Origin of the sequence: Spiroplasma endosymbiont of Agriotes lineatus, assembly GCF_964019485.1 — a bacterium.
Classification (GTDB): Bacteria; Bacillota_I; Bacilli_A; order Mycoplasmatales; family Nriv7; genus Nriv7.
This window is the reverse complement of record NZ_OZ026448.1, coordinates 92,665-112,343: the sequence shown is the minus strand read 5'-3', so window position 1 is coordinate 112,343 and position 19,679 is coordinate 92,665. Positions and strand designations below refer to the sequence as shown.

At 25.4% G+C, this 19,679-nt stretch carries 17 protein-coding genes; 9 read left to right on the top strand and 8 right to left on the bottom strand.

All coding sequences use genetic code 4. The annotated features are described in order from the left end of the window. Nucleotides 1-18 precede the first annotated feature (18 nt). Together alaS and ruvX are read left to right on the top strand one after the other, a co-directional pair. Nucleotides 19-2,766, top strand: a complete 2,748-nt coding sequence (alaS, locus tag AACK93_RS00585) for an alanine--tRNA ligase (RefSeq protein ID WP_339024641.1) — start codon at nt 19-21, stop codon at nt 2,764-2,766. Beyond that, complete coding sequence (ruvX, locus tag AACK93_RS00580) at nt 2,754-3,179, top strand: Holliday junction resolvase RuvX (RefSeq protein WP_339024639.1); 426 nt, start codon at nt 2,754-2,756, stop codon at nt 3,177-3,179. The genes alaS and ruvX overlap by 13 nt, the downstream gene beginning before the upstream one ends. A 114-nt stretch (nt 3,180-3,293) precedes the next feature. On the opposite strand, the gene AACK93_RS00575 is transcribed toward ruvX, so the two are convergent. The 8 genes from AACK93_RS00575 to AACK93_RS00540 all read right to left on the bottom strand — a co-directional run bounded on the left by AACK93_RS00575 (nt 3,294) and on the right by AACK93_RS00540 (nt 13,767). Then, on the bottom strand, nt 3,294-4,481 hold the full coding sequence (locus tag AACK93_RS00575) for a phosphoglycerate kinase (protein WP_339024637.1): 1,188 nt from the start codon (nt 4,479-4,481) through the stop codon (nt 3,294-3,296). A 64-nt stretch (nt 4,482-4,545) separates the two neighbouring features. Beyond that, complete coding sequence (gene gap / locus AACK93_RS00570; RefSeq protein ID WP_339024636.1) at nt 4,546-5,556, bottom strand: type I glyceraldehyde-3-phosphate dehydrogenase; 1,011 nt, start codon at nt 5,554-5,556, stop codon at nt 4,546-4,548. A gap of 126 nt (nt 5,557-5,682) precedes the next feature. Then, on the bottom strand, nt 5,683-6,567 hold the full coding sequence (locus tag AACK93_RS00565) for an ATP-binding protein (RefSeq protein WP_339024634.1): 885 nt from the start codon (nt 6,565-6,567) through the stop codon (nt 5,683-5,685). A gap of 22 nt (nt 6,568-6,589) precedes the next feature. Further along, complete coding sequence (locus tag AACK93_RS00560; protein WP_339024633.1) at nt 6,590-7,594, bottom strand: DnaD domain protein; 1,005 nt, start codon at nt 7,592-7,594, stop codon at nt 6,590-6,592. A 162-nt stretch (nt 7,595-7,756) separates the two neighbouring features. Beyond that, nucleotides 7,757-8,587 carry a DNA-formamidopyrimidine glycosylase gene (mutM, locus tag AACK93_RS00555; protein WP_339024632.1) on the bottom strand — a complete coding sequence of 277 codons (831 nt, stop codon included), beginning with the start codon at nt 8,585-8,587 and terminating at the stop codon, nt 7,757-7,759. Between the two features lie 14 nt (nt 8,588-8,601). Next, nucleotides 8,602-11,217: a DNA polymerase I gene (gene polA / locus AACK93_RS00550; RefSeq protein ID WP_339024631.1), complete on the bottom strand. Its 2,616-nt coding sequence runs from the start codon at nt 11,215-11,217 to the stop codon at nt 8,602-8,604. A 107-nt stretch (nt 11,218-11,324) separates the two neighbouring features. Next, nucleotides 11,325-11,795, bottom strand: a complete 471-nt coding sequence (locus AACK93_RS00545) for a hypothetical protein (RefSeq protein ID WP_339024630.1) — start codon at nt 11,793-11,795, stop codon at nt 11,325-11,327. Between the two features lies 1 nt (nt 11,796). Beyond that, nucleotides 11,797-13,767 (bottom strand): hypothetical protein, encoded by a 1,971-nt coding sequence (locus AACK93_RS00540; protein WP_339024628.1) that lies wholly within the window; start codon nt 13,765-13,767, stop codon nt 11,797-11,799. A 433-nt stretch (nt 13,768-14,200) separates the two neighbouring features. On the opposite strand from AACK93_RS00540, the gene AACK93_RS00535 reads away from it, so the two are divergent. From AACK93_RS00535 to AACK93_RS00505, 7 genes are all read left to right on the top strand, one after another. Next, nucleotides 14,201-14,341: a hypothetical protein gene (locus AACK93_RS00535; protein ID WP_339024626.1), complete on the top strand. Its 141-nt coding sequence runs from the start codon at nt 14,201-14,203 to the stop codon at nt 14,339-14,341. Then, entirely contained in the window at nt 14,325-14,897 is a 573-nt protein-coding gene (locus AACK93_RS00530; RefSeq protein WP_339024625.1) for a UPF0236 family transposase-like protein, read from the top strand. The genes AACK93_RS00535 and AACK93_RS00530 overlap by 17 nt, the downstream gene beginning before the upstream one ends. Further along, nucleotides 14,881-15,174: a hypothetical protein gene (locus tag AACK93_RS00525; RefSeq protein WP_339024623.1), complete on the top strand. Its 294-nt coding sequence runs from the start codon at nt 14,881-14,883 to the stop codon at nt 15,172-15,174. Before AACK93_RS00530 ends, AACK93_RS00525 begins: the two co-directional genes overlap by 17 nt. Nucleotides 15,175-15,744: 570 nt before the next feature. Continuing rightward, complete coding sequence (locus AACK93_RS00520; protein ID WP_339024622.1) at nt 15,745-16,377, top strand: hypothetical protein; 633 nt, start codon at nt 15,745-15,747, stop codon at nt 16,375-16,377. A 13-nt stretch (nt 16,378-16,390) separates the two neighbouring features. After that, a complete protein-coding gene (locus tag AACK93_RS00515) occupies nt 16,391-17,632 on the top strand; it encodes an alkaline phosphatase family protein (protein ID WP_339024621.1) in 1,242 nt (413 codons plus the stop codon). Next, entirely contained in the window at nt 17,622-18,800 is a 1,179-nt protein-coding gene (locus AACK93_RS00510) for a hypothetical protein (protein WP_339024620.1), read from the top strand. The genes AACK93_RS00515 and AACK93_RS00510 overlap by 11 nt, the downstream gene beginning before the upstream one ends. Then, a complete protein-coding gene (locus AACK93_RS00505; RefSeq protein WP_339024619.1) occupies nt 18,794-19,576 on the top strand; it encodes a hypothetical protein in 783 nt (260 codons plus the stop codon). The genes AACK93_RS00510 and AACK93_RS00505 overlap by 7 nt, the downstream gene beginning before the upstream one ends. Nucleotides 19,577-19,679 lie beyond the last annotated feature (103 nt).

Here is a 19,679-nt window from a genome sequence, read left to right as displayed (position 1 = left end):
TTAAAGGGGTATAAATCAATGAAATACTTAACAACTAGTAAGATTAGACAAAAATTTCTTGATTTCTTTATTAAGAATGGCCATTATGTTTTACCTAGTGCATCATTAATTCCTGTTAATGATAATTCATTATTATGAATTAATTCTGGCGTTGCAACCTTAAAACCTTATTTTGATGGTAGAAAAATTCCACCTCATCAACGATTAATAAACTCGCAAAAAGCATTGAGAACTAATGATATTGAAAATGTTGGTTACACAGCAAGACATCATACTTTATTTGAAATGCTAGGTAATTTTTCAATTGGTGATTACTTTAAAAAAGAGGCAATTGTTTTTGCTTGAGAATTTTTAACTAGTAAACAATGATTAGATATTGATTCTAATAAACTTATTGTTACTGTTTTTTTAGATGATATTGATACAATTAAAATTTGAAAAGAAATTATTGGTTTAGATTCAATTCGAATTATTTTAGGGAGTCGTGATACGAACTTTTGAGATATGGGGCAGGGTCCTTGTGGTCCAAATACGGAAATTTTTTATGATCGCGGAATTGCTTGAGATAAAGAAAATTATGGTTTGAAGTTATTGCAAGATAATATTGAAAATGATCGTTATTTAGAAATTTGAAATATTGTTTTTTCAGAGAGTAATAATGATGGGCAAGGTAATTATCATGATTTACCTCGTAAAAATATTGATACAGGGGCAGGTTTAGAAAGATTAGCTTGTATAATCCAAGAAGTACCTACTAACTTTGAAACTGATTTATTTTTACCGATAATTGAACACATTACTAAATTAGTTAAAGTTTCTTATGTTCCAAATAATATTTTTGAAAAACCTAACGAACAAACAAAAATTAATGTTGCATTTAAAGTTATTAGTGACCATATTAGAGCGATTTCTTTTGCTATTGGTGATGGTGTTTTTCCTAGTAATAAAGATCGCGGTTATGTTATTCGCCGTTTGATTCGTCGAGCAATGGTTTACGGTCATAAATTAGATATTAACGAACCGTTTTTATATAAATTAGTTATTATTATTGTTAATTTGATGAAAGATTATTATCCTAATTTAGAAACAAAACAAGAGATTATTACTAGTACTGTTAAAAAGGAAGAGGAAAATTTTTTTAATAATCTAAAACAAGGTTTTAATCATTTTAAAGAAATGCTAATTGAAGAAAAAACAATTACAGCTGAAAATGCTTTTAAACTATATGATACTTATGGTTTTCCGGTTGATTTAACTATTGAGTTAGCGACTGAAGAAAATATTACTATTGATTTAGTAAAATATAATGAATTATTAGAAAAACAAAGAAAAGATGCCCGCAATTCTCTTAGTAATCAACAAATTAAAGCGATGGATATGCAAAATAAATTATTATTAGATTTAAAAATCTCCAGCACTTTTATTGGATACGAAGTAGAAGAAAATCCGCAAGCTAAAGTCATAGCTTTATTTTATGGCGAAGAAATGTTGACATCAGTTAAAGATGATATTGTTGATATGGTACTTGATGCCACACCATTTTACGCTGAAAAAGGTGGTCAAGCTAATGATACGGGAATAATTAGTAATGAAACAATGCTTGGTGAAGTTATTGATGTCAAATTAGCACCTAATAAGCAACACATTCACCGGGTACAAGTTAACGGTACTTTGAAAACCAATGATATTGTTTGTGCTGTTATTAATCATCGTCATCGCAATTATGGAATGAAAAATCATTCAGGGACTCATTTATTGCATTCAGCAATTAGAGAAATTTTAGGTGTTGATGCCATGCAAATTGGTTCATTTAATAACTATCAATATTTACGACTAGATATTGCATACAATAAAGAAATTACAACTCAAAATTTACAAAATATTAATGATTTAGTAACTAAATGAATTGCTCAAAATGATAGTTGTGAAATTTATATTACTAGTTATGATGAAGCAATTAAAATGAATGCAATAGCATTTTTTAACGAGAAGTATGATGAAGAAGTTCGTGTTGTTAAGTTTGGTAATTATTCTATTGAATTATGTGGGGGGACCCATGTTAAATATACAGGTGATATTGGACAATTATTAGTTACTAATATTGAATCCAAAGGAACTGGTATTTATCGTTTTCAAGCTTTAACATCAAGAAAAACAATTAATAATTATTATAATGAACAAATTAAAGATTTAAAAACAAAAAGTGCCGAAAAATTTGCAAAATATAATAAAAATTTACTAGCGGATATTTATCTTGAACAACTATTTAATACCATTACTAGTTTGAATGATATTAGTAATGCGATATGAAAACAATTGCATTCATTATATAGTGAACTTCAAATTGCTTTTAAAAAATGAGAAAAAAATGCTGAACAAAAACTAATTAAAGAACAAATTATTCAATATCAAAATCTTGAAATTATTTCATTACCTACATATAATATTTTAGTTTATCAATTTAATAATCTTGCAATTGCTACTTTAAAGTTATTAGCTGATAAATATCGGTTATTAGATAATAAATTAGTAATTATTTTTACTAATAAGAATATTAATACAAAAAATTCATTATTAGTGGTTGTTGGTGAATCATTAATTAAAGAAGGATTAAGTGCGGTTGCAATTATTAAATTTTTAACAAAAAAATGTCAAGGTTCTGGTGGCGGAAATATGCAATTAGCTTTAGGTGGATTTAATAATGAAATAAAAATGCAAGAATTATTACAGCAATTAAAACAAGAAGATATGTTATGAAATATTTAGGTTTAGATGTGGGCAGCAAAACAATTGGCCTAGCTATTGGTCAAGGAATTATTAGTTTATCAAAAACGACAATTAATTTTCCTGAATATAATTTTTATAAGGCTATTAATTTAGTATTACAATTTGTTAAGCAAGAAAATATTGATATAATTATTGTTGGTCACCCCTTAAATATGAATGGAACTAAAAGTAGAACAACAATAATGGTTGAAGATTTTGTTTTGCAACTAAAAACAAAAACTAATTTAGATATTATTTTATGAGATGAAAGATTAACATCAAGATCTGCTAATCAAACAATGCTAACTGCTGATGTTTCGCGAAAAAAACGAAAAATGAATAAAGATAAATTAGCTGCTCAATTAATTTTACAAAACTATTTTGATTATTTACAACAACTTGCGGACGCATAAAGTTTTGTTAGGCGGGAAAATATTTGAATAAGTATTAAGACAGTCAGTACTGACTGTCTTAATACTTATTCAAATATTTTCCCGCCTAACAAAACTTTATGCGTCCTACATTAACTATTTATCTTGAATAACTTCAATGGCTGGTAATGTTTTGCCTTCTAATAATTCTAAACTAGCTCCACCACCAGTTGAAATATAACTAAAATTATCTTTAAAACCTAACTGAATAGCTGCTGCTGCTGAATCACCACCACCAATAATACTAAAGACATTATTTAAATGAGCAATTGTTTCACAAATTGCCAGGGTTCCTTTACTAAAATTTTTCATCTCAAAAATGCCGACCGGACCATTTCAAATAATAGTTTTAGCTTCTTTAATATAATCATTAAATAATGTTATTGTTTTCTCGCCAATATCCATTCCCATATAATCATCAGTAATATTAGCATCATCACTATTAATTCCGGGCTGATCAACAAACTCTTTACTCATCAAATGATCAATCGGTAAAATTATTTTATCTTTTGCTTTTTGTAAATACTGTTTAGTTAATTCTATTTTATCTTCTTCAATTAAAGATTTTCCAATATTAAATTCTTGCGCTTTTAAAAAAGTATAACTCATTGCTCCACCAATAATTATTTTATCAGCTATCTTTAAAAGATGATTAATAACACCAATCTTATCAAATACTTTTGCCCCCCCTAAAATTACAACAACAGGTCGCTCAGGATTAACAATCGCTTTATTTAACATTGCTAACTCTTTTTGCACTAACAAGCCAATACACGATTCATTAATATTAGTTGCAATGCCAACATTAGAAGCGTGCTCACGATGGGCTGTGCCAAAAGCATCATTAACAAACACATCACCTAAACTTGCTCAATATTTACCTAAACTAGCATCATTATTAGATTCTTTTTTATTTTCTAAATCAGCAAAACGAGTATTTTCCATTAATAAAACTTGTTTATTTTGTAAACTATTAATTGCTGTTTGCAATGTTACACCACTAATTTCATCAACAAAGTTTACTTCGGTACCTAATAACTCTGCTAACCGCTTTGCTACTGGTTTTAATGAATATTTTTTTAAATCTTTTGATCATTTTATTCTTCCCAAATGTGATAATAAAATAACTTTAGCATCGTGATCTAATAAATATTTAATTGTTGGGATGGCACTAATAATTCGATTATCATCACTAATAATACCATCAACTAATGGCACATTAAAATCTACTCTGACTAATGCTTTTTTATCTTTAAAATTAATATCTGCCAATGTTTTTTTCATATGAATTTAATTTTCCTTTCCAACAATTAAAAACTAAAGTATCCGCCCTAGCCTTGGCCATTATTTATTCCATTAAGTTTGCAATATGATTAATTGTTCGACATAGCTGATTAACATATGACATTTCATTATCATATCAAGCAAAAACTTGGATTAATTGATCGTCTCCTAAAGTCATTACTTTAGTTTGAGTACCATCAAATAACGAACCATAACTAATACCAATAACATCACTAGAAACAATCAGATCTTCAGTATAACCAAAAGACTCATTAGCAGCATTTTTCATTGCTTCATTAATATCAGCAACTGTTACTTTTTTATTCAAAAGGACAATTAACTCAGTAATTGAACCAGTAACTACTGGTACTCTTTGAGCTGCACCATCTAATTTTCCTTTTAAACTTGGTAATACTAACCCAATCGCTTTAGCGGCTCCCGTAGTATTTGGAATAATATTAACTGCCGCCGCTCTTGCTCTTCTAAAATCACCTTTACGATGTGGCCCATCCAAAATATTTTGATCATTAGTATAAGCATGAATTGTTGTCATCACCCCAGTTTTAATACCAAATTTTTCATCTAATACTTGTGCCATTGGCGCTAAACAATTAGTTGTACAAGACGCTGCTGAAATAATAGTATCACTAGCAACAATTTTATGGTGATTAACATTAAACACAACGGTTTTTAAATCATCTCCCGCGGGTGCTGAAATGACAACTTTTTTAGCTCCCGCAACTATATGAGCTGCAGCACTTTTCTTAGTAACAAATAATCCTGTTGATTCAACAACAACATCAATATTTAACTCTTTTCACGGTAAATTTTTAGGATCCTTTTCAGATACAATTTTAATTTCATGACCATCAATAACTAAACTTGATTCTTTAATAATAACTTCCTTGTCAAATCGCTTTTGTGCTGAATCATATTTTAATAAATGACCTAACATCTTAACATCACCTAAATCATTAATTGCTACAACCTCAATATTTTCATAATTCATTAATATTCTTAAAGTTAAACGACCAATGCGGCCAAACCCGTTAATTGCAATTCTTTTCTTTGTCATTCTGTTTTCCTCCTATATACACTGTAATAATTATACAAATAACTCATTTATTTTACAATTAAATTAGTAATTTTCTTCTAAAACACTATCTAGAAATTACCAGAGACATTGCTAATCGTTGCCAATTTATTGGGCATATTTACGAAGAACATTGCCGCCTAATAATACTGGTTTTGCTAAGTATCTAATTCTTTCTACTAACCGAATTGATTTCACAATATCAATATTTTTATATTTAGCATTACGACTATAATATTCTTGTAAGTTTCCCATATCATAATTAGAAGTAAAAAATGTTGATAAATTATGTTGCATTCGATAATTTAAAATACCAAATAAAATCTCATCACGAGTTCATTCAGATACTGGTTCACCAGCTAAATCATCTAAAAATAATACATCACAAGTTTGAAGTTTATAAATATAACTAGATAATGAATTAGTTACTTTAGAAATCGCTTGTTTTAATTGACTCATTAATTGTGGAACAAAAACAAAACATACTTTATAATCATTCCGAACTAAACTATTAGCTAATAAAATAGAAATATAAGTTTTGCCGATACCGGGAGCGCCATAAATATATAATCCTGTTGTTTGCTCTTTTTTAAGGAAATTAATAAAATATTTTTTTAATTTTATGCGAATAAAATTATTTTCTGGTAGATGAAAATCAGTTTCTAACGATAAATTAATCATTGATAAAGGAAAATGACAAATTAAATAATTATTACGAATTTTATCATTAGCTCGCAAATATTGACGATGTAAACAATCTTGCATTTCTAAATAAATGCGTTGATTTTCATAAACCAATTCTAATCGATATCCAGGAATTAATTGTTGACATTCATTTCAATTCAAACCATCCAAACACTCAACAAAATTATTTAAATATTTTTCTAAAATATCACTATTTCGTAACAAATCTTTTTTTAGTAATTTATTTTCAGCAATAAATTTTTGCAAAGCAACAATCTTATTTTTTTGAATCCGATAATAGATATTCATAACAATCACTTCCTTTCATTAACTATGTTTGATAAAGGGGGTCTTCTTGTAACCATTTTGGAAAAATATCAGCATTTCATGTGATTTCATAATCAAATTTTGATTTTTTTACCATCTTGTTAAATTTTACTTTTCTCTTATTAAAACTTTGAACATAAGCAGTTCTTAAATATATCATTGCTTGTTCAACAGTAATAATCTGTTTTTGTTGTAATGTACTAGCAATTTTTTCTAAATAATTCACAACTAAAAGTTTATTATTTTTATATCACACATATTCAATTAAACAATTAGTAACTTCTGGTGACAAAGTATAAGTAACTAATAACTTAGTTAATAACTGTAAATCTTTCGCTTGTAAAGGATAATTTTGTAATAATGTTAAATACTTATATGGCGATATTGTTTGCATCTCATAAATTTTTTTTTGTAAAGGATTTTTCATATCTCCACCAGGAACTTCTAATGATTGTTTATTAGTTTCTGGAAAATGATTTTTTTGAAAAACAAAATCAGCATTAGAATAATCTGCTTTTACTATTGATAAAGAAAATACTTCATTAAAGCATTTAGTAATTTTTTTATAACTTGACATATCTTCTTGATATTGAATAAATAAAAACTTTGTTCGTTCATAATCATTAAGAGAAAGATTATTAATTAACATTTGATTAAATTGTTGATGATTAAAAAATTCTTGTGATGCCATTGGAGAAAATAATTCATAGTAATAAGTAATACCAATATTAGTATTATTATGATAAACATCAAGTAAATTTATTGCTTCTAACCTATTTCTCGCAACTTCAATTTCCAATAATGATAATTGTAACAAATTTTGCAAGCGTAAATGCGTATTATCCAAATTAAAAACTTTCATTGATAATTGTTCATTTAATAAAGCAAAATATAGAGAGGCGGCATTAACACCAATAATTGGTTGATATAAATGTTGAATTATTTTTTGAGTTTCATTACAAATATGAGAATTAATAATTATTTGAAATTTTTCTTCTGGTTGTAACATTTTTATCTCCGCCTTATTGTCTTATTTATTCTATGACATAATAATAGCGATGTAAATAATAAACAATAAAAAAATCAATACCCACTAAGTTATCCACAACTTAGTCGTAAAAATATATTATAAATAACATACTTTAATCTACTTATCCACATAATCCACAACTTATAATTTATTCTGACATTGACAGCAAAAATATGTTCCCCGATCATTAAGCTTAATTTTTTCAATTATTGAAGAACAAACATAACATGCTAATGATTCTCTTGTATGCACTTTCAATAATCGCTGATATGTACCTTTAACACCAACATCAAAAGTATAACTAGCAATTGTTGTTCCTTTTAAACTAATAGCTTGTGTTAAAATTTGTTTCGCATTATTTAAAATTGCTTTTAAATGCTCTGCTTGTAATTTATTACAACTAGTAACCGGATGAATTTTACTAGCAAATAACACCTCATCAACATAAATGTTTCCTAAACCACTAATAATACTTTGGTCTAAAAGCATTGTTTTAATAGCTCGGTTCTTATTTTTAAATTTCTTTTGTAAATAATCAACAGTAGCCCTTGATTCAAAAGGTTCTGGTCCCACTTTTATTAATGGTGCTAATTGTTCATATTCATCTTTTTTTTGCAAATGAAAAGTACCAAATCTTCTTGTATCATGATATCTTAATTCATAACCATTACTTAATTCTAAAACTAATAAAACATGTTTTCATTCAATATCATCATTAAGATTTTGATAATAATATTTGCCTTCCATTCGTAAATGACTAATTAACACAAAATCTTCTAATTCAAAAATTAAATGTTTTGCTTTTCTTTTTAAATCAAGAATTTTTTGACCAACAATCAATTTTCGAAATGATACTAAGTCGGGTTGTTTAATTATTGAACTTCAATAAATTCTAATTCCAGTAATAACTTGATTACAAACAAAAGGTTGTAAACTGGCACGAACAGTTTCTACTTCTGGTAATTCTGGCATTAACTTAATCTCCTTTATACTTCATATCAATTATTTCCTGTATTAATATCAACAGTTAATGGCACCTGCAATTTTGTTGCTAAATTCATTGCTGAATTAACAATTTTTTTAACAATTTCTAATTCATTTTTATATACTTCCACAATCAACTCATCATGGACTTGAGCAACAAAATATGATTTTAAATTATTTTCCTCTAATTGCTGATCAATTTTAATTAAAGCTAATTTAATAATATCAGCCGCTGTTCCTTGAATCGGAGCATTGATCGCTACGCGTTCTGCTGCTTGTTTAGTTGCTCAATTCTGATCATTAATTGTCGGAATGTATCGGATCCGATTGAATAAAGTTTTAACGAATTTATGTTCTTGACAAAATTTAATTGTATTATCCATATAATGACGAATTTCAGGAAAAACAGCAAAATATCGTTTAATAAATTTTTTTGCTTCGCTAATAGAAATCATTAATTGTTTACTTAAGCCAAAATCAGAAATACCATACACAATCCCAAAATTAACAGTTTTCGCAACTCTTCGTTGCTGTTCATTAACTTCAGCTTGATTAATAGAAAATATTTTACTAGCAGTTAATGAATGAATATCTTCATTATTTTTAAATGCTTTAACTAATTCTTTAACATTAGCCATATGTGCTAAAACTTTTAACTCAATTTGCGAGTAATCACTAGATAATACTACTTGCGTGTGAGAATCATTAGGAACAAACACTTTACGAACTAATTTTTGATGAACATCATGAATACTAATATTTTGCATATTAGGTTCTTGTGAAGATAACCTTCCTGTTCTTGTATTAGTTTGATTATAAATTGTATGCACCTTACCATCTGCGAAAATATATTTTTCTAAACCTTTTAAATAAGTTGAATAAGTTTTTTGATATTTACGATATTCCAAAATTTTATCAATAATTGGATGTAATTGTTGCATTTGTAATTGCATTAATACTTCTTGTGCCGTACTACCTTTTTGTAAGTCAGGTAATTTTAATACATCAAATAATAATTCTTTTAATTGTTTAGGAGAATTAGGGTTAACATCTTGTTGAGCTAAACTATTAATTTCTTCATTTAATTGGGTAACAATTTTTAATACTTCCTTTGTTAACTGTTCTAATTGCTTCATATCAACACGAATACCGTGAAACTCCATTTTTGCCAATACAAAAGCACAAGGAAACTCAATATTTTTATACAACTCTAATTGTTGTTGTTGTTCTAATTTCTTACTAATAAGCGGTTTTAAATGTAAAATTCATCAAGCTTTTCTAGTAATAAAACCAGCAACTTCTTGTAATTTTCTTACGACTTTTTTTTGATTTTTACCATAAAATATTTCATCATTCATAAAAGTTTGTTCAGTAAAATAATTAATAACATTATCAATCGTTACTTTCATATTTGCATTTAAAATATAACCAGCTAATTGTAAATCAAAAGCAATACCTTTAACTTCAATATGATGTCATTTACAACCATTAATAACTTTCTTCAAATCAAAAACATCTTTTAGATATTTTTCGTCTTTTAAAAATGTTAAAAATAATTCATCAGTACTAGCAACAAGATAATCTAAATAAAATGCTCCTTTATCGTTAACAACACCAAACCCAATAATGTCTGAAGTATAATAATTATCACCACTCATTTCAACAAATAACGCATTATTATCACAATTATAATGAGCATCTCACTTACTTAAAATTTTGCCTTGATCTTTATTATTATCTTGTGAAGGATTATTTGTCTCTAAACGATTAACTAATGACTTCAAATTATATTTTAAATAAAATTCTTTTAAACGATCTAAATCCTTATTAATTGTTAATGAAGATAAATCCTTAGAAAAAGGAACATCATATCTTAAAGATGCCATTTCTTTACATAATAAACCGATATTAGCATTATTCACAATTTTTTCTTTAACCGCTGTCTTTAATTCCTCTTGATGAGTAATAATATTTTCTAATGTTCCAAATTGATGTAACAATGATAAAGCAGTTTTCTTACCAATGCCTTTAATACCTGGAAGATTATCACCTGCATCACCTTTTAATCCTTTTAAATCAGGTATTTGTTTTGGGGTTATATTTCATCTTTTTTTTAATGAATCAACATTAATAATTTCTACTTGTGATAATCCCTGTTTCGGTTTAACAATTATCGTATTGGCAGATAATAACTGTTCTAAATCACCATCCGATGACAAAATTTCAATTTCTCAATTTAAATCAATTGCCTTTTTATTAATCGTAGCAATAATATCATCAGCTTCAAAATCAGGATGTTCATATCATTGAATTCCATAAGCATCTAAAAACTCACGAACCAATGGTAATTGCTGTAATAATTCTTGCGGGGTTTTAATACGTTTTTCTTTATAACTAGGTAATATTCCATAACGAAAATTTTTAGGTCCAGCATCAAAAGCAACCAAAACTAAATCATAATTTTGTTTTAAAATCTTTTCTAACATTGTAATAAAACTTAACAAAGCATTAGTTGGTGTCCCGTCATTTGCTCGTAAAGTTATAGAATTACTATATGCTGTTGCGTAATATGATCGAAAAACTAAACCATTACCATCAACTAATAATATTTTCTTCATTAAAAAATTTTCACCTAATCCTATTTCATTTCTTAAATTATTATAACAAATAAATTTGTTAAAAATAAAAACAGCAAAATCCTTGCTCTTGCTGTTTTTATTTTTAACTATACAGTACTGGAAGATTTATTTTTTTCTCAAAATTTTCAATTATTAGCAACAATTTCTTTATTTTTCATCCTATAGGCAACTAGTAATAAAAATCCCGCCCCAATCATTAATAGTAAAGAAATAACTAATCCAATTGCCATTCTTTCGCCATCATTAGTATTATCAATAATTGTAAAGATAAATGTTAAAAAACCAATAATTATATAAATACTACCAATTATTCAAAAGAAAATCCTTCTTTTTAAACCTCAAATATTTGTAATAACAAATGTAAAAAAGGAAATAATAATTAATATATTTCATAATGTTTGAGCAAAATTACTAGTTCAAAAATTTAGTTTTAAAACAACAGTATCATAAATAAAAAATTTAGACTTAACTAGCTCCACAAAACCATAAATAATCATTAAAAAAAACGCCAACGAAATTACTATTCGTCCAATTAATGCTCATTTTGTATTTTTCATTTTATTTAATCTCCTTATTCCTAAATGCTACAATTTTAAAATTATTGCTAGCAAGACTATTATAGTAATTTTTTGTTCTTCATTTAATTGAATAAACATTATTCATCTTACCTCCGGAAAAACTAATATCATATGATACTTCTAATGAATTATCAATATCATTATACTGCATTTTCTTATTAGTAATTCTTCAATAATTACTATCTTGATAAAATCTCCGATATTTCATCTTAATAATGCTATTATTATCATTAACAATGCGATCTAAAATTCCGTTTTCACTTGTTAACATTGTTAACAATTTAGCAACCTCGGTTATACAATTAGGACCATCTTCTTTACAAGAGCTAATAGTCGTAATAAGAGTGTTCAATACTCCATCCGGTATTAATTCACCTTTACCGCCATTATAATTATATCCAAGGATTTCCAATAGTGCCACTTTTGCTTGCTCTTCGCCAATTTCAATGGCAGCAAGAATCTTTTTAATCTTTGCTTCTGTTAACACCCGGTCTTGAATTACACCGACTAACTTATTAATTCTGGTTAAAACATCATTTAAATTAATATTTGTATCATTAGGAAGAAAATTTAAATATTTTTTAATAGTTCCAAAAATGGGATCTAATATTTCTTTAATTTTAGGAAATGCTTTTGGTAAAAAATTAGTATTTAAACATAAAACACCAGCCCCCACACAAACATCACCAGTTGAAGCCACTTCAATTAATGAATATTCAAAACCTATTAAAGCTAACTTAATTTTCTTAACTAATTCATTTAATTGTGGTGTTAACCTCATAATTAATAATATCTTTTGTAAACTTAATCCGTTATCATTTAAAGAAAATACTTTTGTTAACTTATTTTTTAAATTATTAGTTACTGATTGATCGAAACCGACATATGACATACTTAATTGTTTATCAATAGCTTGTTGAATTTTTTTGGAAATTTTACTAAAATCGTACCTAATCTTATTGAGATCATCAAAAGGAAGACTAGCATACATTTTCATTATATAAGAAATAACTGGTAAAATTGGTACTAACAATGAAATAATATTTTTCGGATTTTTAAATCCATTTTGAAAATTTTCTAATATATATTTATTAGTTTCTATTGAAACATCTTTACCAGCAATATCATCTAATTTAATACCAAATGTTGCCATCATTGTATCATAAGCAGCTTCTACTTCGGTATCATTTTTACTATCATATCCTTTACAAGAACTTTCAGCATTTTCTTTATCTTCATAATTTTCTTTCTTACAACCAATTTGAACAATTATTTTTTTAATTCTTTTTTGTGACCACTGTAGTGCTTTAGCATATGATACTTCTTTCCCGACAAAATTATCATTATGTTCAGTAAGATCATTTCGTAATTCAGTAATAATATCATCATAACCACCAGCATTATAATCATTCCAAAAACTTTCAATATTACTTTTAGTTAAAAAATTAATAATAGGATCTAAAACGGACCCACTATTAAAAATTTCTTTTAATGTATAAACAGTTAAAGTATTAAAAATTGAACCATATGTTCGAATTTTACCTAAAATATTATTTTGACTAATTAAATCACCATAGGGTTTTACATATTTATCATTAGAGTTAATAACTTTATTAGCTAAATCTTGAGAAGCAAAAAACTCTTGATGACGAGGAAATCAATTATTATCATTGGTTTGTCCAAAATGCGAATAAGAAATATTTTTAAAAATTAAATTATTAACTTTATTTTCTAAAATGTCATTAATAACTTGCGAAGCATCTCATTTTTTTTCTCTACTTAATATTATTGCTTTAGTAATTTCGCCAGTAATTGCCGAAAAATCATTTAATTTAGCAGCGATGCCTTTATCAATCTTAGTTTGATAATAAAAAGTACAAGCAGCTAAAGTTAAAATTTGAGAAACTGATAATAATAACACTACTCAATATTTTATTATTTTTCTTTTCATAAATTAAACCTCAACTTTTATAGAATAATACAAGATAATTTTAAACTTTTTAGAAAAATAAAGCAAATTAAAATTTGAAAGTTCGCGTTTAGTTTTTTTAGGTATTTTTTAAAAAAGAAAAAATAATCATTTACTATAAATTATTTCAATATGCAAATTAAGTATATATTTCTTATGTATGATTTTTGTTATAAAAACTTATTTTAATGTTATTTTTATAAGCGTTTTCCTTGGTTTTTATAACCTTTTATTGAGATTACGTTTGTTGATATTAAATATTTTGTTTTATTACTTATTTTTTAAATAAAATGATAATTAAATTGTGATTTTTTTTCTTTCAAAATTATTTAAATCTTTACCTACCTAACAAAACTTTATGAGTCCACGAAATTTAATTTTGTTAAAATTATTATCAAGAAAGATGATTTTTTTTATGTTAAAAATTAATAATAATGTAAAAACCTTAGAAAACAAGCATTGATTCAGTTTATTCGCAACCCATAAAAATATGTACACCAATAAATGCGAACAACTAGCTAATGAATATGAAAAATTAGATGAATACTTCATATAAATATCATTATCACTTAAAACAAGGTTATAAAGTGGTTCATTTTGCATCAAGAACAATTATTACAATTTTTGGTGAAGTTGTTTTTAAATGACGCCGATATAAATATTGAAATCAAAAATCAGGTAAATTTGAATATGTATATTTACTAGATAAAGAAAAATTTAGTTTATTGCCTAAACAACGCATTTATTTTGATGTCCAATTTAAAGTTTTAAGTCTTCTGGGTGGCGGCAAACGCTATCGTGATATTTTAGATGCTCTAAATCATTGTTATATTTCAAAAACTAGTATTTCAAGCATTTTAAATAAATACGATATTGCTGAATATTTTCAACTAGCAGAAAAAGAAACTAAAAATATAGTTGATATCAAAAATAAGAATTTATATATTCAACTAGATGAAAAATTTTTGGCGACATTAGATCAGAAAGTTAAACAAGACCAGAGAATTCGTTTAGTTACTTTTCATACCGGACATAAAGAAAAAAAATACAAAAATGCTCGTAGAAAATTAGAAAATAAAACGAGGTCATTTTCTAATGTTAAAAGTTGGTAAACGAATAAATACGATGGATTGTCGTGATTTATTAATTAAGGAATTACAAAAATATTATGTAAATATTAATTATGACAAAATAATTGTTTGTGGTGATGGCGATACTTGAATTAGAGAAATTGCCAATAGTTTTGGTAATGTTAGATATATTTTAGATGGTTATTACGCTATTAAAAAATTAAAACAAAAGGCATTTAATATTATTTTTGAAAATCGCAAAGTAACACTAAATAGTTGAATTAAATTATATAAGGATGGAAAATCCATCAAGAATTAATCAAAACCATTCGTAATGTTGCTAAAAATGAGTTAAATAAAGATATTAAAACAAATTTAAGAAAGGAGAGAGGAGAGTAATTATTTTAGTAATAATAAGCAAGGTATTCATCATCAAAATTTAGAATGAAATATCGGTTGTGGCATTGAAAGTGAGTGATGTATCGTATTTAGTAAAACAACAATTAGGGGGGCAAAAATATATCATCAAAAGAATTTAAATAACTTATTACATTTAAGAATGGCAAATTTAAACAAATTAAATGATTACATTAGACTTGGTACATAACTATAACATTTTATGCCCACTAAACTATAAAATGTTATAGTTATGTACCAAGTCTATTTAAGTAAGTAAAAATATTAGTTAAAATTTAATAAAATTAATAATTTTTTATTGTGTATAAAAAATTCAATAATATGATAAAATGATAGTAAGTAAAAATGACAATAACAAGGGGGCCGGGCGGGGTTAGTTTAGTAATTAAATATAATATATTAGCTGGTTGTTTTACTTCTTCAAAGCAATACCTAAGAAAACTTTATGCGTCCATGAAAGAGGTATTTAATATTGAAAAAAGAATATTGAAGTTTAACAATAGCAAGAATTTCATTGTTGTTATCTTTGATTTTTATTATTATTCAATATATAATCTCATTAAATTATGTTCAAAATAAAATTAATGATATTTTTATGAATGCTTTAGATAGCAGTAATTTACAACAACATGTATTAGCAGAATTTAAACCAATACAAGATTTTTTTCCGTTAATGATTATTGTGGCATTATGTTTAAGTTTAAGTTTATGAATAATTGTTATTACTAGTATTTTATTTATTAATAAAAAGGTTATTTGCTTTTATGGACCATTTGTCTTATTGTTTTTAGTAATGTTGAAAGTAATACTGTTAATAATGACAACATTTTATAACGAAATTATTGTTAATGATTTAAATTTTTTTGCTCAAAGTCATAAATGAAAGCTAACAATTATTAAAAATCAATTTCAAAGAATCTTACAATTTAACATTAATGATATTTTTAACATTATCAGTATTATTCTACTATTATTTAGTATTACAATATTATTATGAATGTTTACTTTTAAAAAACAAGATTATTCATTTTTACTTTTTAAAAATGATAAAAAATTATTTTCTTATCTTAAAATAAATTATAAGCAATTATCAATTATTTCATAGAAAGGGATTACAAATGAAATTTCAAAAAACAATATTTTTTTATATTATTATGATGATGGTAAAAACATTAATATTGTTTTTTATTATTTTGGTTAATTTAAACAAACCAACAATATTTTTTAATAATTTAAATTTTAATAAACCAGTTGATAATGTTATTCTTGTTGGTGTTGATGGTGTATCTTCTGCTAATGTATTTAAAAATAAATATCCTAATTTCCAAAAAATTATTAGTAAAGGAATTTATAGTAAAACAGCATTAAATAACGGAACAATTCATTCAGATTCTAATTGGTCTTCAGTCTTAACTGCCGCTAGTGACGATATTCAATCAAAACACTGAAATAATCACGAAGTAACAGATTGTAATCAATATTTGCAACAATACCAAGATAATTGATGAATTGATAATCATGATTCAAAATGTTATTGAAATCCATTAAAAGTACCACCATTATCAATTATGAAGTATATTGATATGTTTAATACAAAAAACAGTCATAATTCTTCTCAATATTATGGAACTTATGATTTTACAATGGATGTAATCTTAAAAAGCGAATTATATAGCCAATATGCCAGTAGGACGTGAAACAAGAAAATTGCTGCTAATATTCAAGATAATATTAAGGAAAATATTAATAATTCAAAGAAAAAATATCAAGATGTTTTTTTTAAACAAGATAAAGTTTTAGATATTTTACAACACACACAACTAGATCGGATGAGTATATATAATTCTTTGCCCGGGTCATATGATCGGTTATTAAAAATAGATCAAGCAGCTGTTAACTTATTTTTAAATGATACTAAGAATAAAAAGTTAGGTCCATTATCATTTCTATATTTAGCTAGTACTGATTTATTATCACACGCTAAATATGGTAATAGTGGTTATTATGACCAGTATTTGTTTGGTAATGTTGATATGTGACTAGAAAATATATTAAATGCTTTAGAAAGAGCAGATTATGATAATTACTTATTAATTTTTGTTTCTGATCACGGGCACATCGGGAAGAATCATACTTTTTATGCACCACTAGAATTACAAATTCCTTTTATAATGTATCATCCTCATAATAGAAAAAATGGCATATTGGGATATCAAATTAGTAATATGAATATAACACCAATAATTACCAGTGCTTTAGGATTACCAATATTAAAAACTTATAAAAATATTTTAGGTGAAATTCAACCTTGATGAAATTATCAAAGTAGAATGTTATGTGTATTTCAAGATGAAAAATAATAAAGTAATTTTACAAATAGGATTTATTACAACAACAATTTTATATTTATTTTTACAAACTAATCTTTTTTTTGCTAGTTTTATGATTGATTTTGAAGAATACTTGTTAGTTCTTAAAAATATTTTTTTAACTTTAAATGTAATGCTTTTAGGATATTTTAGTATTAGTTTTAAATGAACTAAAAAGCAAGCGCATTGAATATGAGTTTTTATTATTTCACTAATGATTATGATGTCAATGCTAATGGTAGTAGTTAATTTTATTGGTGTTTATGGTCATTGAACAGGATTACCAGAACAATATTTAGCAATAATGGATTTCTTAAGTTATTTAACATATGAACGCGGAAGTATTTATGTAACATTACTTTTTATGGTTTGTTATTTAATTCGTCTCGTATTATTTAAAGGAAATATCATTAGAAAAACTAAAACAATTACTATTACGCTTATAACATTATTAGTAGCTATTTTATTAATAGTCATTGCTTTATCGATTACTGTTCTTATATATGACTGACAATATATTTCTAAAATTGGAATATATCAACGAAGCAATTTCTTTTATAGTTTAGAAGAACCTACTGTTATTGCAGGAATATTTTTTCTTTGTGCTTTTATGATTGGTTTATGTTTTCATTATTTTCAAGGTTCATTTTATTTAAAAAAACTTGCGCATAATTATTTATTAATGTGACAGTTAATGGCAATTTTTTTAGTTATTCTTATTTATTTTGTTAGTCAATTAATATTTTATAGTCATAGTACTATTGGTATAAATTATTTATTAATTAGTTTTCTTTTATTAATAGCTTTAAGCACTTTAGAAAATAATTCGCAAAATAAAATTGGATTGAAAAGTAATAATATATTTAATACTACAATAATAATGATGCCATGTGGCATTACTTTAACTTATATTTTAGATTTTAGTCGTGATTTTCGTTCAACTTTTTTTATTTCTTTAATTTCTGTTATTTATTCACATTGATTTTTATTATTGTTATGAACTTTGGGGTATTTAATAATAATTTATTTTATTTGTTTTATAATTAAAAAAATATCATTTTATTTATTTATTAAATTATCCAATAAATTAAAACTTTATCCAATAATAATTGGTACTGATGTCAATCAGAAAAAGAAGGGGAAAATTAGAAAATGTTAGTCAGTGCTCATAATTATCCTAAATGATATCAAAACTATCATTTCTATATTCAATTATCATTTTTTATAGTTTCTTTAGGAAGTTTATCATGACATTATTGATTTTTAGTTTTCAATGAAGCATTAATAAACCCCGAATATTGTTCTGATATTTTAGCATGAGATTTTTTTGGTTATTGAAGTATGCAATCAACAGTAATTGTATTATTTTATAGTTTATTAAATATCATTTATTATTTAAAACCCAATATTGTTTTACAATGGGTGACTAATTTTCATATTCGTAATTTTACTAATATATTTTTAGTAATTGCAATGATTTCTTATTATGTAGCTATTATTATTGGCCCCCCGCCAATTCACGACTTAACAAAAAAATTTGCTTATCGTAATTACTGAATTTCCACTCATATTCAACATTTTTGTTTACCAGTTTTAATGTTAGTATACTCATTATTTGCACCATCATCATATGTTTCATTATCAAAATATTTAAGGAAAAATCTTTATCTTTATTATCTATACCCAATGTTTTATGGTTTTTTTGTATTATTACGAGGTCATATTAAAATCATAAACGAAAGAGGCAATAATCATTATGATTGAACCCGTTATTATCCATATTTCTTTTTTAATGTGCAACAAGCTTCACCTAATGGATGACTAGTCTTTTTTATTGCTTATATTATTTTCTTTTTAGTGTTCTTAATTTTAGGGAGTATATTTATATATATAAATAATCTTCTTGTGTTACGAAGACAAGATTATCCCCAATAGGGGAGTATGAAATATTATTTATTATTTTTTTTTAAAACGGAAACATAATAGTATTAAAATAATGAAGTTTAAAGAAATTAAGTTATATCAAAAATATTATTTT